This is a genomic window from Psychrobacter sp. WY6 (genome assembly GCF_018448495.1).
Classification (GTDB): domain Bacteria; phylum Pseudomonadota; class Gammaproteobacteria; order Pseudomonadales; family Moraxellaceae; genus Psychrobacter.
In genome coordinates, this window is sequence record NZ_CP049902.1 from 1,950,151 (window position 1) to 1,964,180 (window position 14,030).

At 42.9% G+C, this 14,030-nt stretch carries 13 protein-coding genes and 5 pseudogenes; 6 read left to right on the forward strand and 12 right to left on the reverse strand.

The genetic code is table 11. From position 1 onward, the window contains the following. Positions 1 to 2 precede the first annotated feature (2 nt). Genes G7Y90_RS09715 through G7Y90_RS09725 form a run of 3 tightly spaced genes read right to left on the reverse strand, consistent with a single transcriptional unit; the run spans position 3 to position 2,250 of the window. Positions 3 to 377 carry a hypothetical protein gene (locus G7Y90_RS09715; RefSeq protein ID WP_250162286.1) on the reverse strand — a complete coding sequence of 125 codons (375 nt, stop codon included), beginning with the start codon at positions 375 to 377 and terminating at the stop codon, positions 3 to 5. Next, positions 335 to 1,024, reverse strand: coding sequence for an AAA domain-containing protein (locus G7Y90_RS09720; RefSeq protein WP_349773418.1), 690 nt, complete (start codon positions 1,022 to 1,024; stop codon positions 335 to 337). Before G7Y90_RS09720 ends, G7Y90_RS09715 begins: the two co-directional genes overlap by 43 nt. Continuing rightward, positions 973 to 2,250, reverse strand: coding sequence for a hypothetical protein (locus tag G7Y90_RS09725; protein WP_250162287.1), 1,278 nt, complete (start codon positions 2,248 to 2,250; stop codon positions 973 to 975). Before G7Y90_RS09725 ends, G7Y90_RS09720 begins: the two co-directional genes overlap by 52 nt. Before the next feature lie 392 nt (positions 2,251 to 2,642). On the opposite strand from G7Y90_RS09725, the pseudogene G7Y90_RS09730 reads away from it, so the two are divergent. Beyond that, positions 2,643 to 3,889, forward strand: a pseudogene (locus G7Y90_RS09730) (NAD(P)/FAD-dependent oxidoreductase). Positions 3,890 to 3,948: 59 nt separating this feature from the next. Further along, positions 3,949 to 4,287: a RidA family protein gene (locus G7Y90_RS09735; RefSeq protein WP_055124581.1), complete on the forward strand. Its 339-nt coding sequence runs from the start codon at positions 3,949 to 3,951 to the stop codon at positions 4,285 to 4,287. Positions 4,288 to 4,887: 600 nt separating this feature from the next. Here the strand turns inward: G7Y90_RS09735 and G7Y90_RS09740 are convergent. Both G7Y90_RS09740 and G7Y90_RS09745 read right to left on the reverse strand, forming a co-directional pair. Beyond that, complete coding sequence (locus G7Y90_RS09740) at positions 4,888 to 5,700, reverse strand: enoyl-CoA hydratase (protein WP_201559764.1); 813 nt, start codon at positions 5,698 to 5,700, stop codon at positions 4,888 to 4,890. 192 nt (positions 5,701 to 5,892) lie between these two features. Next, the gene (locus G7Y90_RS09745) at positions 5,893 to 6,393 is read right to left on the reverse strand and encodes a lactoylglutathione lyase family protein (protein WP_201559765.1); all 501 of its coding nucleotides are present in this window, start codon (positions 6,391 to 6,393) and stop codon (positions 5,893 to 5,895) included. A gap of 107 nt (positions 6,394 to 6,500) precedes the next feature. On the opposite strand from G7Y90_RS09745, the gene G7Y90_RS09750 reads away from it, so the two are divergent. Further along, positions 6,501 to 7,370 carry a LysR family transcriptional regulator gene (locus G7Y90_RS09750; RefSeq protein ID WP_201559766.1) on the forward strand — a complete coding sequence of 290 codons (870 nt, stop codon included), beginning with the start codon at positions 6,501 to 6,503 and terminating at the stop codon, positions 7,368 to 7,370. A 33-nt stretch (positions 7,371 to 7,403) separates the two neighbouring features. On the opposite strand, the pseudogene G7Y90_RS09755 reads toward G7Y90_RS09750, so the two are convergent. Both G7Y90_RS09755 and G7Y90_RS19025 read right to left on the reverse strand, forming a co-directional pair. Beyond that, positions 7,404 to 8,592 (reverse strand): annotated as a pseudogene (locus G7Y90_RS09755) (glycerate kinase). A 118-nt stretch (positions 8,593 to 8,710) separates the two neighbouring features. Continuing rightward, positions 8,711 to 9,970, reverse strand: a pseudogene (locus G7Y90_RS19025) (GntP family permease). Between the two features lie 225 nt (positions 9,971 to 10,195). Between G7Y90_RS19025 and cobT the strand changes: the two are divergent. The 3 genes and pseudogenes from cobT to G7Y90_RS09785 all read left to right on the forward strand — a co-directional run bounded on the left by cobT (position 10,196) and on the right by G7Y90_RS09785 (position 12,687). Further along, positions 10,196 to 11,223 (forward strand): annotated as a pseudogene (cobT, locus tag G7Y90_RS19030) (nicotinate-nucleotide--dimethylbenzimidazole phosphoribosyltransferase). Continuing rightward, entirely contained in the window at positions 11,223 to 12,098 is an 876-nt protein-coding gene (locus G7Y90_RS09780; protein WP_201581174.1) for an adenosylcobinamide-GDP ribazoletransferase, read from the forward strand. The pseudogene cobT and the gene G7Y90_RS09780 overlap by 1 nt, the downstream one beginning before the upstream one ends. A gap of 37 nt (positions 12,099 to 12,135) precedes the next feature. Beyond that, the gene (locus tag G7Y90_RS09785; RefSeq protein WP_250162289.1) at positions 12,136 to 12,687 is read left to right on the forward strand and encodes a histidine phosphatase family protein; all 552 of its coding nucleotides are present in this window, start codon (positions 12,136 to 12,138) and stop codon (positions 12,685 to 12,687) included. Positions 12,688 to 12,697: 10 nt separating this feature from the next. Here the strand turns inward: G7Y90_RS09785 and G7Y90_RS09790 are convergent, their stop codons facing one another. From G7Y90_RS09790 to rpsR, 5 genes and pseudogenes are all read right to left on the reverse strand, one after another. After that, complete coding sequence (locus G7Y90_RS09790; RefSeq protein WP_250162290.1) at positions 12,698 to 13,006, reverse strand: hypothetical protein; 309 nt, start codon at positions 13,004 to 13,006, stop codon at positions 12,698 to 12,700. A gap of 258 nt (positions 13,007 to 13,264) precedes the next feature. Next, positions 13,265 to 13,390 carry a hypothetical protein gene (locus G7Y90_RS19035; RefSeq protein WP_502937429.1) on the reverse strand — a complete coding sequence of 42 codons (126 nt, stop codon included), beginning with the start codon at positions 13,388 to 13,390 and terminating at the stop codon, positions 13,265 to 13,267. Next, positions 13,354 to 13,683: a 50S ribosomal protein L9 gene (rplI, locus tag G7Y90_RS19040; RefSeq protein ID WP_502937428.1), complete on the reverse strand. Its 330-nt coding sequence runs from the start codon at positions 13,681 to 13,683 to the stop codon at positions 13,354 to 13,356. Before rplI ends, G7Y90_RS19035 begins: the two co-directional genes overlap by 37 nt. Continuing rightward, the gene (locus tag G7Y90_RS19045) at positions 13,676 to 13,783 is read right to left on the reverse strand and encodes a hypothetical protein (protein ID WP_502937347.1); all 108 of its coding nucleotides are present in this window, start codon (positions 13,781 to 13,783) and stop codon (positions 13,676 to 13,678) included. The genes rplI and G7Y90_RS19045 overlap by 8 nt, the downstream gene beginning before the upstream one ends. 19 nt (positions 13,784 to 13,802) lie before the next feature. Beyond that, a pseudogene (rpsR, locus tag G7Y90_RS09800) lies at positions 13,803 to 14,030 on the reverse strand (30S ribosomal protein S18).

A 14,030-nucleotide genomic window follows, 5' to 3' on the forward strand; every position in this document is an offset into this window, starting at 1 on the left:
CTTCACCGCGTCAACGAGCTCTGGATTTTTATCAAATCATCAGCCATTGTAATAGGTTTGGTTAAATAAATAGTTCTCTCATCAAAAAGCACTTTGATCTCATCGTTCAGTATAGTGAGATGGCCGATAATGTCTTGCTTAGTCTCATTAGCTAAATGCTGTTGAATATCCGTCGTCCAGCGCTGCCCAGCCGCGACAATTTTTTGTAGTAGGTCAGTTAGACGAGATGTATTAGCAGTGATTTCCTGAGCAATATTTATTGTACTAGCACTGTCATTGATTAAGCTTGCCAATTCTCCTTGCTGCTCAGCTGCTTGTGACTCATTGAGATAGCTTAAATCCTTATGAAGTTGCTTGATAGCGTTGGTAGGAGGCATGTCTGCAACGGCAGGAATTTTTTATTAAGATAACTCAAATCACTGCCGAGGCTTACTCTTGCGTCTTTTAGGGCTGTGATATCAGCATGAGTAAATCGAGGTTTAAAGGTCTCTTCGATACCCAACTTATCGGGAAAGCTTTCGGTAAGCTGTCTGTTTTGAGCAACCTCAGTCGCGGCATCTATGGGCTTGATAGTTTCATTATCGATAGTGATATCATCAAGGTTCAACCGTGCCCAAGCCGTAATTTTATGATCAGTGCTGGCCAACTGTGCATGGATGGTATCAATTTGATTGTCAAACATGAGGATGTCTTTTTTGTAGGCCTCGCGATTGATACTAGATACTTCGCTCGATATTTTTTTGATGGTATGTTCAAACTGCTTTAGACCCTCGTTTTCACTGGTCAGTAGGCTAACGGCGAGCGGGCGAATAGATTCAGGCAGTTGTCCTTGTAGTACCTTTAGCGCGGGGTCTTTCATCGATGTGACCAGTACCCGCTTGCCAAGTGCTAAGTAATGACAAATGACATTAGCAATAGTATGGGTCTTACCTGTGCCGGGCGGGCCTTGAACGACGACTCCATCGTGGACATCTAACTGCTGTATGATTTGTACTTGTTCATCGTTGAACGCTTTGGGGAATATAGCTCGGCTGGCGTGCCGATATAGCTATCACTGCCACTCACCATAGACAAACCACGATAAGCAGGCAGTATATTTTCTTTGTTTTCTGTAGCAGGCTCTGTCAGCATTGCCTTAAGGGCGCTCGGTAAATCAATGTCAGTGACCGATTCTAGCTGAATGGATAAGTTGTTTAAGTCTTGCAAAAAGATATTGTTACTTCTAGGACGCGCCATAATGACCCATGTGTCAGTAACAATCAGGTTGTTTTGCGCTTTAGGGATTTTTCGATCATCTGCACTAGTATGATCTGGTTGATAAACGCCAGAGGAGTCAAGCAAAGTAACCGCTGATTTTAAGATAGGCTCATAGCTACTCGGTAAAAAAGGACTTAAGGACACATCTTCTGAATCATAAAAATCTTTGCTGTTCTTTAATAACTTCGCTAAACCCTGATTTTCTTCTATAGAAAAAGGCTCCGTTTCAAGCGTGGGAGCAGATAGGGTAGGCTTGATGAGTAATGCCATTGTCTTTTGATCTAAGGTGATTTCAACAGATTGCGTCAATAGTGGATACTTTATCTGCTTGCTACTCTGCTCATCGTCCGTGCTTTTTCGTGTGGCAATACCCACACCCCACACCAACTCTAACTGTGCATCAGCGAGATTGCCCTGAAGCTGTTGGTTAAGCATGAATAGACTAGAATACAAAGCAATGCTTTGGCGAACGAGCTTTTCTTCTGCTAGCCAAGGTTTCCAAATATCTTTGAGGTAATTGTTATATTCCTCTTGTAAAGCTTCTCTTTCAGAGAAATCTTTTAAATAAACTTCTGTCTTTAATGTCTCGTCTGAATCTAACGATTCATTTTTATGATTTTCAACTTCAAACGGAGTGAATACCTCTGTAGCGCCCGAGGACAAAAGACCATCATCTATGAATGATTGCACAGATGCTTTTTCTTTTAGTGACGGTGGTTCGCTAAATTTGGCTGGAAACTTTAACCAATGTGCTAACAGTGCGCTGTTGGGTTTAGGTGCTGAGTTTTCACGCAATCGCTCTAAACGGAGCCAAACGTCCTCTGAGGTATCGTCGGTGATGTTAAGATTGATACCCGGCAAGCCTAATAATTGCTCCTCGGTACAAGTGAAATCACTGTGTTTAGCAAAATCTTGAGTAGGCGCTTTTTTCATCAAAGCACACTGCTTGATGAACTCAATTTGAGAGGCCAGTCTTTGTGCGTAAATACTCATTTGTTAAACCTTCCAAATCATCAAAATATTAGCCCTGACCTTGCTGGCACATCATAAATACTGTTTATCAGACTTTATAATTAAAATGCTTAGGCGGCTGATCATTTATAAATTAAAAAAAATACCAAACTATAGCACAGAAATTGATAGCACTAAGTCGCATCTAGTATTTTTAAAAATGATGGCTAATCATTACTATTTTATCACCCAAACTCTCATTATTCCTATCAAAAATACCTTTTCAAAAACCCCATAACCAAAAGTATTTAATAGCAAAAATATTTATGAGATTGGGGTTTAATATTCAGCTCAATGCGTTACTATTACCACCTTATTCCGTTAGACCCTCATATTAGATACTCTGTATTAACACCATAAGAAAAGGATAGGTTATGCGCTATGAAGTGATCGTTATCGGTGCAGGTATGGTTGGCACGTCAGTCGCGTGGCATTTACAAAAAATAATTCAAAAGTACTGATGTTAGACAAGAAGTTGCCAGGGTCAGAGACCTCGTATGGCAATGCAGGATTGATTCAGCGCGAAGCCATTCATACCCATCCTTTTCCTCGTCAACTGACTGAAATGATCAGAGTATTGCCGAACCAAGGCACTGATATTCGCTATCGTATTCCAGCAATTTTGCGTTACCATCAAGCGCTGCTACAGTACTGGAAATACTCTACGCCCGCTTCGGTCAAAAAAATAGAATCAGAATGGCAGACACTGATCGCGCATTGTACCAGTGAGCATCAGACAATGATTTCAGCATCTGGTGCTGACGAACTAATCACTCGTGACGGCTGGTTGCAATTGCATCGCTCGGAAGAAACGTTTAAAGAAGCACAAGCATCAGCCATTGATGCGCGCAATCAAGGCGTTGAGCATAATGTACTAAACCTTGAAGCGCTAAAAGCCATGGAGCCTAGCGCTAATTTTGAAGGTTTCGTTGGTGCGATTCATTGGAAAAATTCTTGGCAAGTGTCAAACCCAAGTTCGCTAGTAAAAGCCTATGCGAAAAATTTCCAAGAGATGGGCGGTACAATTAAAGAGAGCGATGTAAAAGAAATCGTACAAGACGGTGAAGGTTGGAAAATCATTACTGATAATGACACTTATTATAGTGATAAGTTGGTTATCGCAGCAGGTCCATGGTCTAATGATTTGATCAAGCCACTTGGCTATAATCTGCCATTGTTCCCAATGCGTGGCTATCATCAGCATTTCAAAGTGACAGAAAAAAACACCATCAATCACAGTATGTTCGATATGGACAAAGGCTTTGTGATGGGGCCAATGCAGCAGGGTATCCGTATCACGACCGGTGCTGAGATGACTACCATGGATGCACCAAAGAACTTTGGTCAATTAAAAACGGTTCTGAAGCTGGCAAGAAAAATCTTACCGTTAGAAGACGCGGTAGAGTCTGAAGCATGGGCAGGATCACGTCCTTGTATGCCTGATATGAAGCCAGTTATTGGTCCTGCAGACAAGCATGAAAAACTATGGTTTGCCTTTGGTCACAGTCATCAAGGCTTTACTTTAGGGCCTATGACAGGGCGTCTGGTTGAAGAGATGATTCATGACAAGCCATTATTAGTAGATGTTGCGCCATTCAGTGCTCAGCGTTTTTCTAATTAACAGCGCATTTGACAGATTTAGCACAGACTTAAATTAATAAATTGAAGGTATATAACATGATTAAGAAGCTGCATAGCAATCAACGTATGAGCAAAACTGTAATCCATAACCAGACTATCTATTTGTGTGGTCAGGTAGGTAATGCAGAAGACGATATCAAAGCGCAAACATTGACTTGTTTGGAAAAAATTCAAACGTTGTTAGAAGAAGTGGGTAGCGATAAATCAAAGCTACTATCAGTAACGGTTTGGATAAAAGATATGGCAGACTTTGCTGCTATGAATGAAGTCTATGACCAGTGGTTTGAAGGCATTCAGCCGCCAGCTCGTGCTTGTGGCGAGTCTGCATTGGCACGTCCTGAGCTGTTGGTTGAGATGATTGCCATCGCCGCTGAGTAAGTAACAGATTGATTGTAGTAGTTGTTTAAAAAAGGCCATGATAGCGATATCATGGCCTTTCTTGTCATCTTATGGTTTGGTTGTGAATATGTTTTTATAAACGATCAAAGCAGATTAAGTCATATTTATTCAACTTATGTTTTATAATATTGTATTTTTCACGTTACCTGTTATTATACGCCAGCAACAGTCCTGAGATAATTCATATATATTGAGAACTTGTAAAGTGCTTTAGCACTGATAGCAGCAATATTATGACTCTCTTTTTTAGCTAATTATAAGTTTGCCTTTTATTAAAGTTTTTGAGGAAATTCACGTGGAGTTCATAGGTGTTATTTTACTTGTCATCGCAAGCATCATGTGCATTATTTATAGTATTAAGTTAATTATTATAGCCTTCCAAGAGTCGGTACTGTGGGGGCTGTTATATCTATTTCTTCCATTTGCCAATTTATACTTTATTATCACTCGCTGGGCAGAGTGCAGTTCACCATTTTTGAGATCACTCATAGCCGTTGCATTTATGATTGTGGGCGCTTTAATGGCTTCATAATAATAGCAACGTCATCTTTCTTTAGTCAGAGTGTTTTTGTCAAACCGTTAGCATCCTTTCCATACGGCTTGGCGCTTTTCAACAAAGGCGTCAATACCTTCACTCACGTCGTCTGCCATCATATTACAAGTCATCACTTCACTGGCATAGTCATAAGCATCTTCGACGCTCATATTCAATTGCTTATAAAACATATCTTTGCCAGTTCTTACCGCTACTGGAGATTTGGCGGTGATAGCTGTGATTAAAGACTGCAAGACTTGCTCTAATTGTCCCGCTGGCGCTACTCGATTAATCAATCCATATTGCAAGGCGGTATGTGCATCGATAAACTCACCAGTAATCAGCATCTCAAACGCTTGCTTACGAGGTAGATTGCGACTGACGGCTACAGCAGGTGTGGAGCAAAAAAGCCCAACGTTTATCCCTGAAGTGGCAAATTTGGCTTCATTAGAGGCAACGGCTAAATCACAGGCGGCAACCAGTTGGCACCCTGCTGCTGTCGCGATGCCTTGCACTTTTGCAATCACGACTTGCGGCATACGATTAATAGTGAGCATCATGTGACTGCATTGTTGGAATAGGGCGCGCTGAAAGGCTTCATATGAATGTGCGCGCATCTCTTTTAGATTGTGACCGGCACAAAACGCTTTACCATTTGCTGCAATGACGACTACACGGATATTGTCATCTTGAGCGATACTGTCCAGTTCCGCTTGTAGCGCAGAGAGTAGCTCAACGGATAAGACATTGAATTGCTTTGGTCGGTTTAAGGTGAGAGTGACCACGCCACTTTTTCTATCATCTTTTCTAATAACGAGAAAGTCGTCCATGGCTAAGGCAACGTCAGAGTTTGTCATTTATCATCCTTGATAATGGGTTGTTTCGTTTGGTAGATGCTATGTATAGCTACCTAAATAGTAGCATGGCTTACCTCTTATATAATAGGTAAGCCATGTAGAAAGCAGACAAATAAAAATAGCGATCTCATATTCTGAGGTCGCTATTTGTTTATCAGTCAGATACACGCCAAGGCTGTATTTACACTGAACTTAGTATGCGCCTTCGCTATAAATAAGCTCGTAGCTGTGGCTGTATATCTCGACGATATTGCCAAACGGGTCTTCCATATAGATCATGCGGTAAGGCTTTTCACCAGGGTAATAATAGCGTGGTTTTTCCATACGCTTTTTACCACCTGCTGCAACGATGCACTCAGCCAACTCTTCAACATTTGGATCTTGAACACAAAAGTGAAAGATACCTGTTTTCCAATATTCAAAGTTATTTTCAGGGTTTTCTTGATTTTTAAATTCAAAAATTTCAACACCGATACGGTCACCAGTAGATAGGTGAGCAATACGGAAACTGCCCCAACCTGAACCGAATACTTCAGTACACATCTCACCAATCGGGCTATTATCTTCAACAATCTCTGTTGGCTCCATGATGGTGTACCAACCCATTACTTCAGTATAAAATTTTACGGCGGCTTCTAAGTCAGGGACTGACAGGCCGATGTGCGAAAAACTCCTTGGATAAACGTTGTTCATAGCTTTTGCTCCTGTTAGTTGTACTCTTATTTAACGTGAGGCCAGTATACAAACATACGATTATTATGTAAAATTATCAAATATTATATAAATAATTATGTATCGTAATGATAAATATCACATGGTTGCGCACTTTTTGTGCGCTTGCCGAGTTCGGGCACTTTACTCGTACGGCTGAACGCTTACACATGACCCAATCTGGCGTGAGTCAGCATATACGTAAGCTAGAAGATCAGTTGGACACAGACTTACTGATTCGTCAAGGAAAGCAGTTTTCACTGACCAATGCAGGTGAACAGCTCTATAAAGAAGCAGGGGAGATATTGCAGCGCTTATCAAATCTGGAGCAGCGCATCGGTGAAGATCCTCATTATGAAGGGTTGGTACGTTTGATGTCGCCTGGTAGTGTGGGACTCAAGCTATATCCGCAGCTTTTGACCTTACAACAGCAGCATCCAAAGCTAGTGATTGATTATCGCTTTGCTCCAAATTCTGATATAGAGAAGGCGCTTGCCAATCATGAGATTGACATTGGTTTTATGACGGATGTCTCAGATGAGGAGACAGTCAGTTGTAAGTCTATGGCTCAAGAAGCGCTAATATTAGTAACACCTGCAACTACGGTGGAGCCGAGCTGGGAGCATCTCACCGAGCTTGGTTTTATTGATCATCCAGATGGTGCACATCATGCAGGTATGCTGCTAAGCGCTAATTATCCTGGATTCCAGCACATCAATGATTTTGAGAAAAAAGGCTTTTCGAATCAGATAGGATTAATCTTAGAGCCAGTGAGTAGGGGTATAGGCTTTACCGTGCTACCTGCACATGCAGTGGCTGCTTATCAAAAGCCTGAGCTTATTAAAAACCATCATCTGCCTGTTGCCGTTAGCGAGACGCTATATCTTGCAGTAAGACGACAGCATGCACTCTCTAATAGAATGCATACTGTCATTGATGAAGTAACGAAATGGCTATAGATATTTTGAGAATGAATGATAAATGCACAGCTATCAAAGGTTAAATAGCTGTGCATTTAATAGAAGTCTCTTATTTAATAGACTATCGTTTTTCAAGTTTTGCCCAAGTTTGATACTTGCAGCGATATTTACAGCCGTGGTTTCAATATTTTCATAAGCCTGACTCAGTACGTTTTCAATGGTATCTACTTTTTGAATACTGGGCATGATGACCTCGAACTGGCTGGTTTGCGCAGGTTTGAGTCCGTCAACACTACCACAAATAGCAATGACTGGCGTATGGCTGGCTTTGGCAAGCTGACTGATACCACCTGCCACTTTACCCATGGCTGTCTGCGCATCAAGCTTACCTTCGCCAGTGATAACGAGATCAGCCTCTGCGATATGCTTCGACAAATGAGCCACCTCAGCAACTGTGTCAAAGCCTGATTTTAGCTGAGCTTGAAAGAACGTCATCATCGCGTAGCCAAGACCACCAGCTGCTCCAGCGCCTTCGGCATGTTGGCAGTCCTCATAACCGTGATGACCACACATGGTGGCAAAGTGACTGAGTGCTTTGTCTAAGGCTTTGACTTGCTCTGGACAAGCGCCTTTTTGTGGACCAAATACTGCGCTCGCACCCAAAAGACCACATAATGGATTGGTCACATCACAAGCGACTTCAAATACTGTGTCTAATATCTTTGCATGAAGATTTATATTATCAAGCTTATGTAGGCTGGCAAGTGCGCCACCACCATGAGTGAGTAGAGTGTCATTGATATCGTGAAATGTGATGCCTAATGCCATTAGCATGCCAAGACCTGCATCATTGGTTGCGCTACCACCTAGACCAATCACGATGCGTTTAGCCCCTTCTTCTAACGCATCAGCAATCAGCTCGCCGACACCGTAACTACTAGCAATGACAGGATTGCGTTCATCGCTTGTCAGTAGATGTAACCCGCAAGCTTGAGCAACTTCGATGACAGCCGTAGCGTCGGGCAATAATAAATACTTTGCCGTTATCGGTCTCATCAGTGGATCATTGACCACCACTTCTTTCCAGCGTCCACCCAATATATGACAATACCGCAGAGGTGCCTTCGCCGCCATCAGCCATCGGCAATAGCTTATAATCAGCCTCTGGAAACACTTGGCGGAAGCCAGATTGAATGGCGTGGCAAACATCCAGTGCGTCTAAGCTTTCTTTAAATGAGTCGGGAGCAATTAAAATTTTCATGAATGTCTCTTTGAATCTCTTTAAATAAATACCAAGGTTAATAGCCAGATAAATACGATGCTGGTCACGCCTTGAATACCCGTTGCCATAGAATGGGCTTTGTAAGCCTGCGCCACACTCATACGACTAAACTGACTGACAATCCAAAAAAGCTGTCATTGGCGTGCGAGATAGTCATGGCACCTGCACCAATGGCCATCACACAGAATACGCGACCAAGCTCACTGTCGAGACTAATTTGATCCAATAACGGCGCGATCATCGCAGAGGTGGTGACCAAGGCGACTGTGGTCGAGCCTTGTGCCGTTTTTAACGCAGCAGAGACAATGAATGGCATAAAGATACCAAGCCCCAACGCAGACAATGTCGTGCCCAAATAGTCACCAATCGGTGTGACCTTTAGCATGGCACCAAATGCACCACCTGCGCCAGTAATCAATAGGATAGGGGCTGCCACAACCAAACCTTGAGAGATGCTGTCGCTAATTTGCTGTGTTTTTTGCTCAGTGTTAATTAGTAAGAAGACAAGAATAAACCAATCAGTAATGCCGTGAGTGGATTGCCGATAAACACTAAAATATCTGTCAACGTGCCACTGCCAAATGGCGCACTTGGGAAGTTCGCAACAGACGATAAGCAAATCAATACGATAGGGACAATAATAGGCAAAAACGCCATTGTTGCGGATGGCATGCTGCTATAGTCGTCGCGTGACTTCATGTTTTCAGGCAAAGTCGCTGCTGGCGCATCCAGTGCATCGATATTGTCGGGAGCGACATTCAAGAAGCGATTAGACCACCACCAGCCAGCCAGTACAGCAACCGCTGTCACCACCACACACGACCATAATAACCAAGCCTAAATTGGATTCTAGCCCTAAGTTACCTGCTGCGGCAATTGGACCTGGGGTTGGTGGTACAAAGGTATGGGTTGCGTATAAGCCTGTCGCTAAGGCAATGCTCATCGCCACACTGGATACGTGTAAACGCTCGGCCAATGTTTCTTTTAATGAGTTTAAAATAATATAGCCAGAGTCACAGAATACTGGCACTGAAACCACAGCACCAACAATAGACATGGTCAAAGTAGGGAAGCGTGGTCCCAAAACTTTGATGACCGTTTCTGCCATTACAATGGCGGCACCTGTTTTTTCAAGGATTAGCCCGATGATAGTACCAAAGACAATAACCAGACCGATGTAACCTAAAATACCGCCAAAGCCATCAGAGATGGTTTTAGCAACGGTATTAAGCGGCACTTGGTAAAATAGCGCTACTAAAAAGGCTGATAATATCAATACTAAAAAAGGATGCCACTTTAACTTTGCTGTGGCAAAAATAATAAAAAGAATGGTCAGCACAAGCCAAAATACGATCATTACTGTCTCTACATGTAGGGTTGATAGCGATAATTGTGGATGCTGCTACTGAGCTATTATTCATTAATAGCAGCATCAATAGGTATATGGATTTTTAAAGGGGCATATTCTATAGTAAATCCAAGCTGCTAGGGAATCTATTCGGCTCATATTTGATTTTATTCATGGTAAAGCTTAGATACTCTGCTAGTATGTGCTTTTTGCTTCACACGTACCATTATCAGGATGCCTACCTTGACCATAAATATAGAAAATGATGAATTACGTCTGCAGCTACAGCAGATTATAGACCTAAAAACCAAGCCGCTGGGCGCGCTTGGGCGAATAGAGGCACTCGCTGTGCAGTTGGGCATGATTCAAGGAACGATCACACCGCATATTGAGCAAGCGCAAATACGAGTGTTTGCGGCAGACCATGGTTTGACTAAGCATGGTACATCAGCGTTTCCTAGTGCTGTCACTGCGCAAATGGTTCATAATTTTTTGCAAGGCGGTGCCGCCATCAACGTACTGGCACGCCAGCATAATATTGAGTTAAAGGTTGTTGACGCTGGGGTGGATGCCGACTTTGCTCCTCATCCAAAATTGCTAGATTACAAGGTTCGCCATGGTAGCCGAGACGCGCTAACAGAGCCTGCAATGACAGAAATAGAGTGTTTAGCAGCGCTAGAAAACGGCATGAAAGTCGTCAAGATCTAGCGGGTAATCTGTTGATTGTTGGGGAGATGGGTATTGGTAATACTTCGGCGAGTCTCTTGCTGGCGAGATTGGGTGATGTACCACTTGCTGATTGTATTGGACGTGGTACCGGTCTTGACGATTCAGGATTAGAGCATAAGACGGATATTTTGACGCAAGTATTAGAGCGTCATCAACAGGCACAAGCACCGTTTGATGTACTCGCTGCATTGGGCGGGCTTGAGATTGCTATGATGGCAGGCGCGCTGATTCGGGCTGCTAGTGAACGGCGTATTCTCCTGATTGACGGTTTTATTGCCAGTAGCGCATTATTGGTGGCTGAACGCCTAGCGCCCGGTGTTGCTCAATACGCGATTTTTGCTCATCATTCTGTTGAGCCGGGGCACGCGCATTTATTGAAATCACTAAATGCTGAGCCTTTACTTAATATGGGCATGCGCTTAGGCGAGGGTAGCGGGGCTGCGCTCGCGTATCCATTGTTGCAATCCGCTTGCGCCATTATCAATGAGATGGCAAGTTTTAGTGACGCCGGTATCAGTGAGCAAAACAACTGATGTCACAACCATTAAACAAACAATCAAATCAGCTAGAGCCATCAAAACCGTCTTTGCCTAGACGAACCCTTGTTCAATTGATAAAGCATGAATGGATATTGTTACTGGTCGCCGTTCAATTTTTAACGAGATTATCAGTACCACCATTTAAGCATTATGATCCGCAATGGTTGCATCAGAGCAGTCGCCATTTCCCCGCAGTCGGTTTACTGGTGGGCTTACTCTGTGCTGGCGTGTTTTGGCTGGGCAATCTGTTATTTACGCCGCTGGTTGCTGCAGTGCTGAGCACAGCTTTTGGAATTAAGCTCACTGGCGCTTTTCATGAAGATGGTCTGGCGGATAGCTGTGACGGTCTCGGCGGTGGTCTGACTCGCGAGCGCACACTGACTATTATGAAAGACTCACGCCTAGGTACTTATGGTGTATTAGGTTTGGTATCGGCGTTATTACTCAAAATTAGCTTACTTGCCTCGATGCCCATACCGATAGCTGTCATCGCGCTTATCATAGGACATACCGCGTCGCGTTTACTTTGCATTAGCCTGCTGTCTTTACTGCCTTATGGTGGAGAGATAGAACACGCAAAAGCCAAACCGATGGCGCAGCAGTTGACGCCAATACAAGGGCTATATAGCAGTGGCTGGCTAATATTGGCTATTATTTTAGTCGCCCTTATATTTCCCAATACGATGCAGCAGATTGGGCTTGCTCAATGGTTGTTAGCATTTATATTGGCGCTGATAGCCACTGACTACATGCGACGTTTATTGCGCAGGCGCTTGGATGGTTACACGGGCGATGGGCTCGGCGCGACGCAGCAGCTTAGTGAAATTGCTATTTATATCGGACTGGCTGCTTCTATACCGTTTATCTGATATAAAAATGATGCTCAAAATAGGATAGTAACAGCAAATGATTTTTCATATTTGGCGTCATCCCAAACCGATGAATACTGAAGGAATTTGTATTGGACAAACGGATGTCGGCGTCGATAAACGTAAGTTGAAACGTCTTGCCAATAAAATCGAGCGCTTTGTGCGTTTGCATCAATTGCCAAAAACAATTTGGGTCAGCCCCTTACAACGTTCACTAAAAGTCGGGCAAATATTAGCGCAACGTGGTTTTGAGTGTCGAGTCGCACCTGAATTGGCTGAGATTCATTTTGGCGAATGGGATTGTCGGTGGGCGCAAATCACCAAGCAAGAGATTGATGAGTGGTGTCATAATTTTGCACATTTTGCCCCCAGTCATGGAGAGAGCTTGCAGCAGCTATTTGAGCGTGTTGAAGGTTGGTTGGTTAAGATTTCAGCTGAACAAGAAGATAGCCCAGTATTAGTCATCGGTCATACAGGCTGGATAAATGCAGCCAAGATAATAGCTGCTGACCAAGAGTGCCGAAAACAGCCGCTGAGTGGCCGCGCTCTGTCGCATATCTATCCTGTAATCGTATTGATATTTAATTAAAAAACGGCCATTATGTTGACCGTTTTAAATTTTGAATGCTTTTGAGTGCTTTTGAATAATTTAGGAGGCTGCTAGCTTTCAGCTTGTAGCTCATCGATTTTTCAAAGTAGGCTCTCTCGTTTTCTGCTAATCCTAGGTTTGAATCAAAGCTCACATAAATGCCTCTATCATCCAGTGTTGCATACCAGTGGTCTGCATCATTATCGGTTAGGATTTGAAAGTATTTATTATTAACGATTCTACCCACCTTATAAATTTCACCTTCGCTATAAAAGTGATTGCCTTGGGTACATCGTAATTTGTCGTCAGTATTTATCATGTCATTGCAGCCTATCGTTATCTAAATAAAATCTATCAATCAAATACAACGAGCATATCAAGTCAGGTGACAATAATAAAGATGACTTTATAGGTAGTATCTTATTGTTAAGTATAGGCTTTCCAAGCTATTATTACAATAGTTGCTAGATATATCACTGTTCAAGATACCTGATAAAATCTTAAATTAAACGCGATAGCAAAACGCAAAAAAGCCAGCAACATGACGTTACTGGCTTTTTTAGACTAGATCTAGATATCAAAAATTACTCTTCTGAATATCTTCGTTCTCGTCTTCAACTTCTGTTGCTGACTCTTCGTTGTCGCCATCTTCAGAAAGAATGGTAACTAGAATAGTAGCGGTAACGTCATGATGTAGCTGAATATCAACATTGTATTCGCCAACTTGACGTAAAGTGCCTTCAGAAGCTTGATTTCAGCACGGTCTACTTCTAGACCTGAGTTAGTCAATGCTTCAGCAATATCGCGAGTACCGATAGAGCCGAATAGCTTGCCTTCGTCGCCTGATTTAGCACGCATGATGACATTAACGTCAGTTAGCGCATCAGCACGTTCTTGAGCAACAGCTACTTCTTTGGCTTCTTCAGCTTCAAGCTCGGCACGACGTGCTTCGAACTTTTCAATGTTAGCTGCAGTAGCAGGTAGTGCTTTACCCAAAGGGATAAGAAGTTCGTCCGTAACCTGGTTTCACATCGACAGTTTCACCGAGTTTACCAAGGTTGACGATACGCTGTAACAAAATAATTGCATGAGTCATTCCTAGTTAAAATTAACGGTTAACCCTGATGGTTATCAGTGTATGGAAGTAGCGATAAATAACGAGCTTGCTTGATAGCAGTAGCTAGTTGACGCTGATATTAGTAGATGTACCGGTAATGCGGCTTGGTACGATTTTACCATTATCACTGATGTACTGTTTTAGCAATTCAACATCTTTATAATCGATGAGTGATGCCTTCAGCAGTGAAACGGCAGAATTTGCGACGGCGATAGAAACGTGCCAT

Bases quoted from the DNA above. Each gene is read 5' to 3' on its own strand.
- G7Y90_RS09715 (WP_250162286.1), bottom strand. From the start codon at position 377: ATGCCTCCTACCAACGCTATCAAGCAACTTCATAAGGATTTAAGCTAT.
- G7Y90_RS09725 (WP_250162287.1), bottom strand. From the start codon at position 2,250: ATGAGTATTTACGCACAAAGACTGGCCTCTCAAATTGAGTTCATCAAG.
- G7Y90_RS09740 (WP_201559764.1), bottom strand. From the start codon at position 5,700: ATGACAAACTCTGACGTTGCCTTAGCCATGGACGACTTTCTCGTTATT.
- G7Y90_RS09745 (WP_201559765.1), bottom strand. From the start codon at position 6,393: ATGAACAACGTTTATCCAAGGAGTTTTTCGCACATCGGCCTGTCAGTC.
- G7Y90_RS09750 (WP_201559766.1), top strand. From the start codon at position 6,501: ATGATAAATATCACATGGTTGCGCACTTTTTGTGCGCTTGCCGAGTTC.
- G7Y90_RS09780 (WP_201581174.1), top strand. From the start codon at position 11,223: ATGTCACAACCATTAAACAAACAATCAAATCAGCTAGAGCCATCAAAA.
- G7Y90_RS09785 (WP_250162289.1), top strand. From the start codon at position 12,136: ATGATTTTTCATATTTGGCGTCATCCCAAACCGATGAATACTGAAGGA.
- G7Y90_RS09790 (WP_250162290.1), bottom strand. From the start codon at position 13,006: ATGATAAATACTGACGACAAATTACGATGTACCCAAGGCAATCACTTT.
- G7Y90_RS19045 (WP_502937347.1), bottom strand. From the start codon at position 13,783: ATGACTCATGCAATTATTTTGTTACAGCGTATCGTCAACCTTGGTAAA.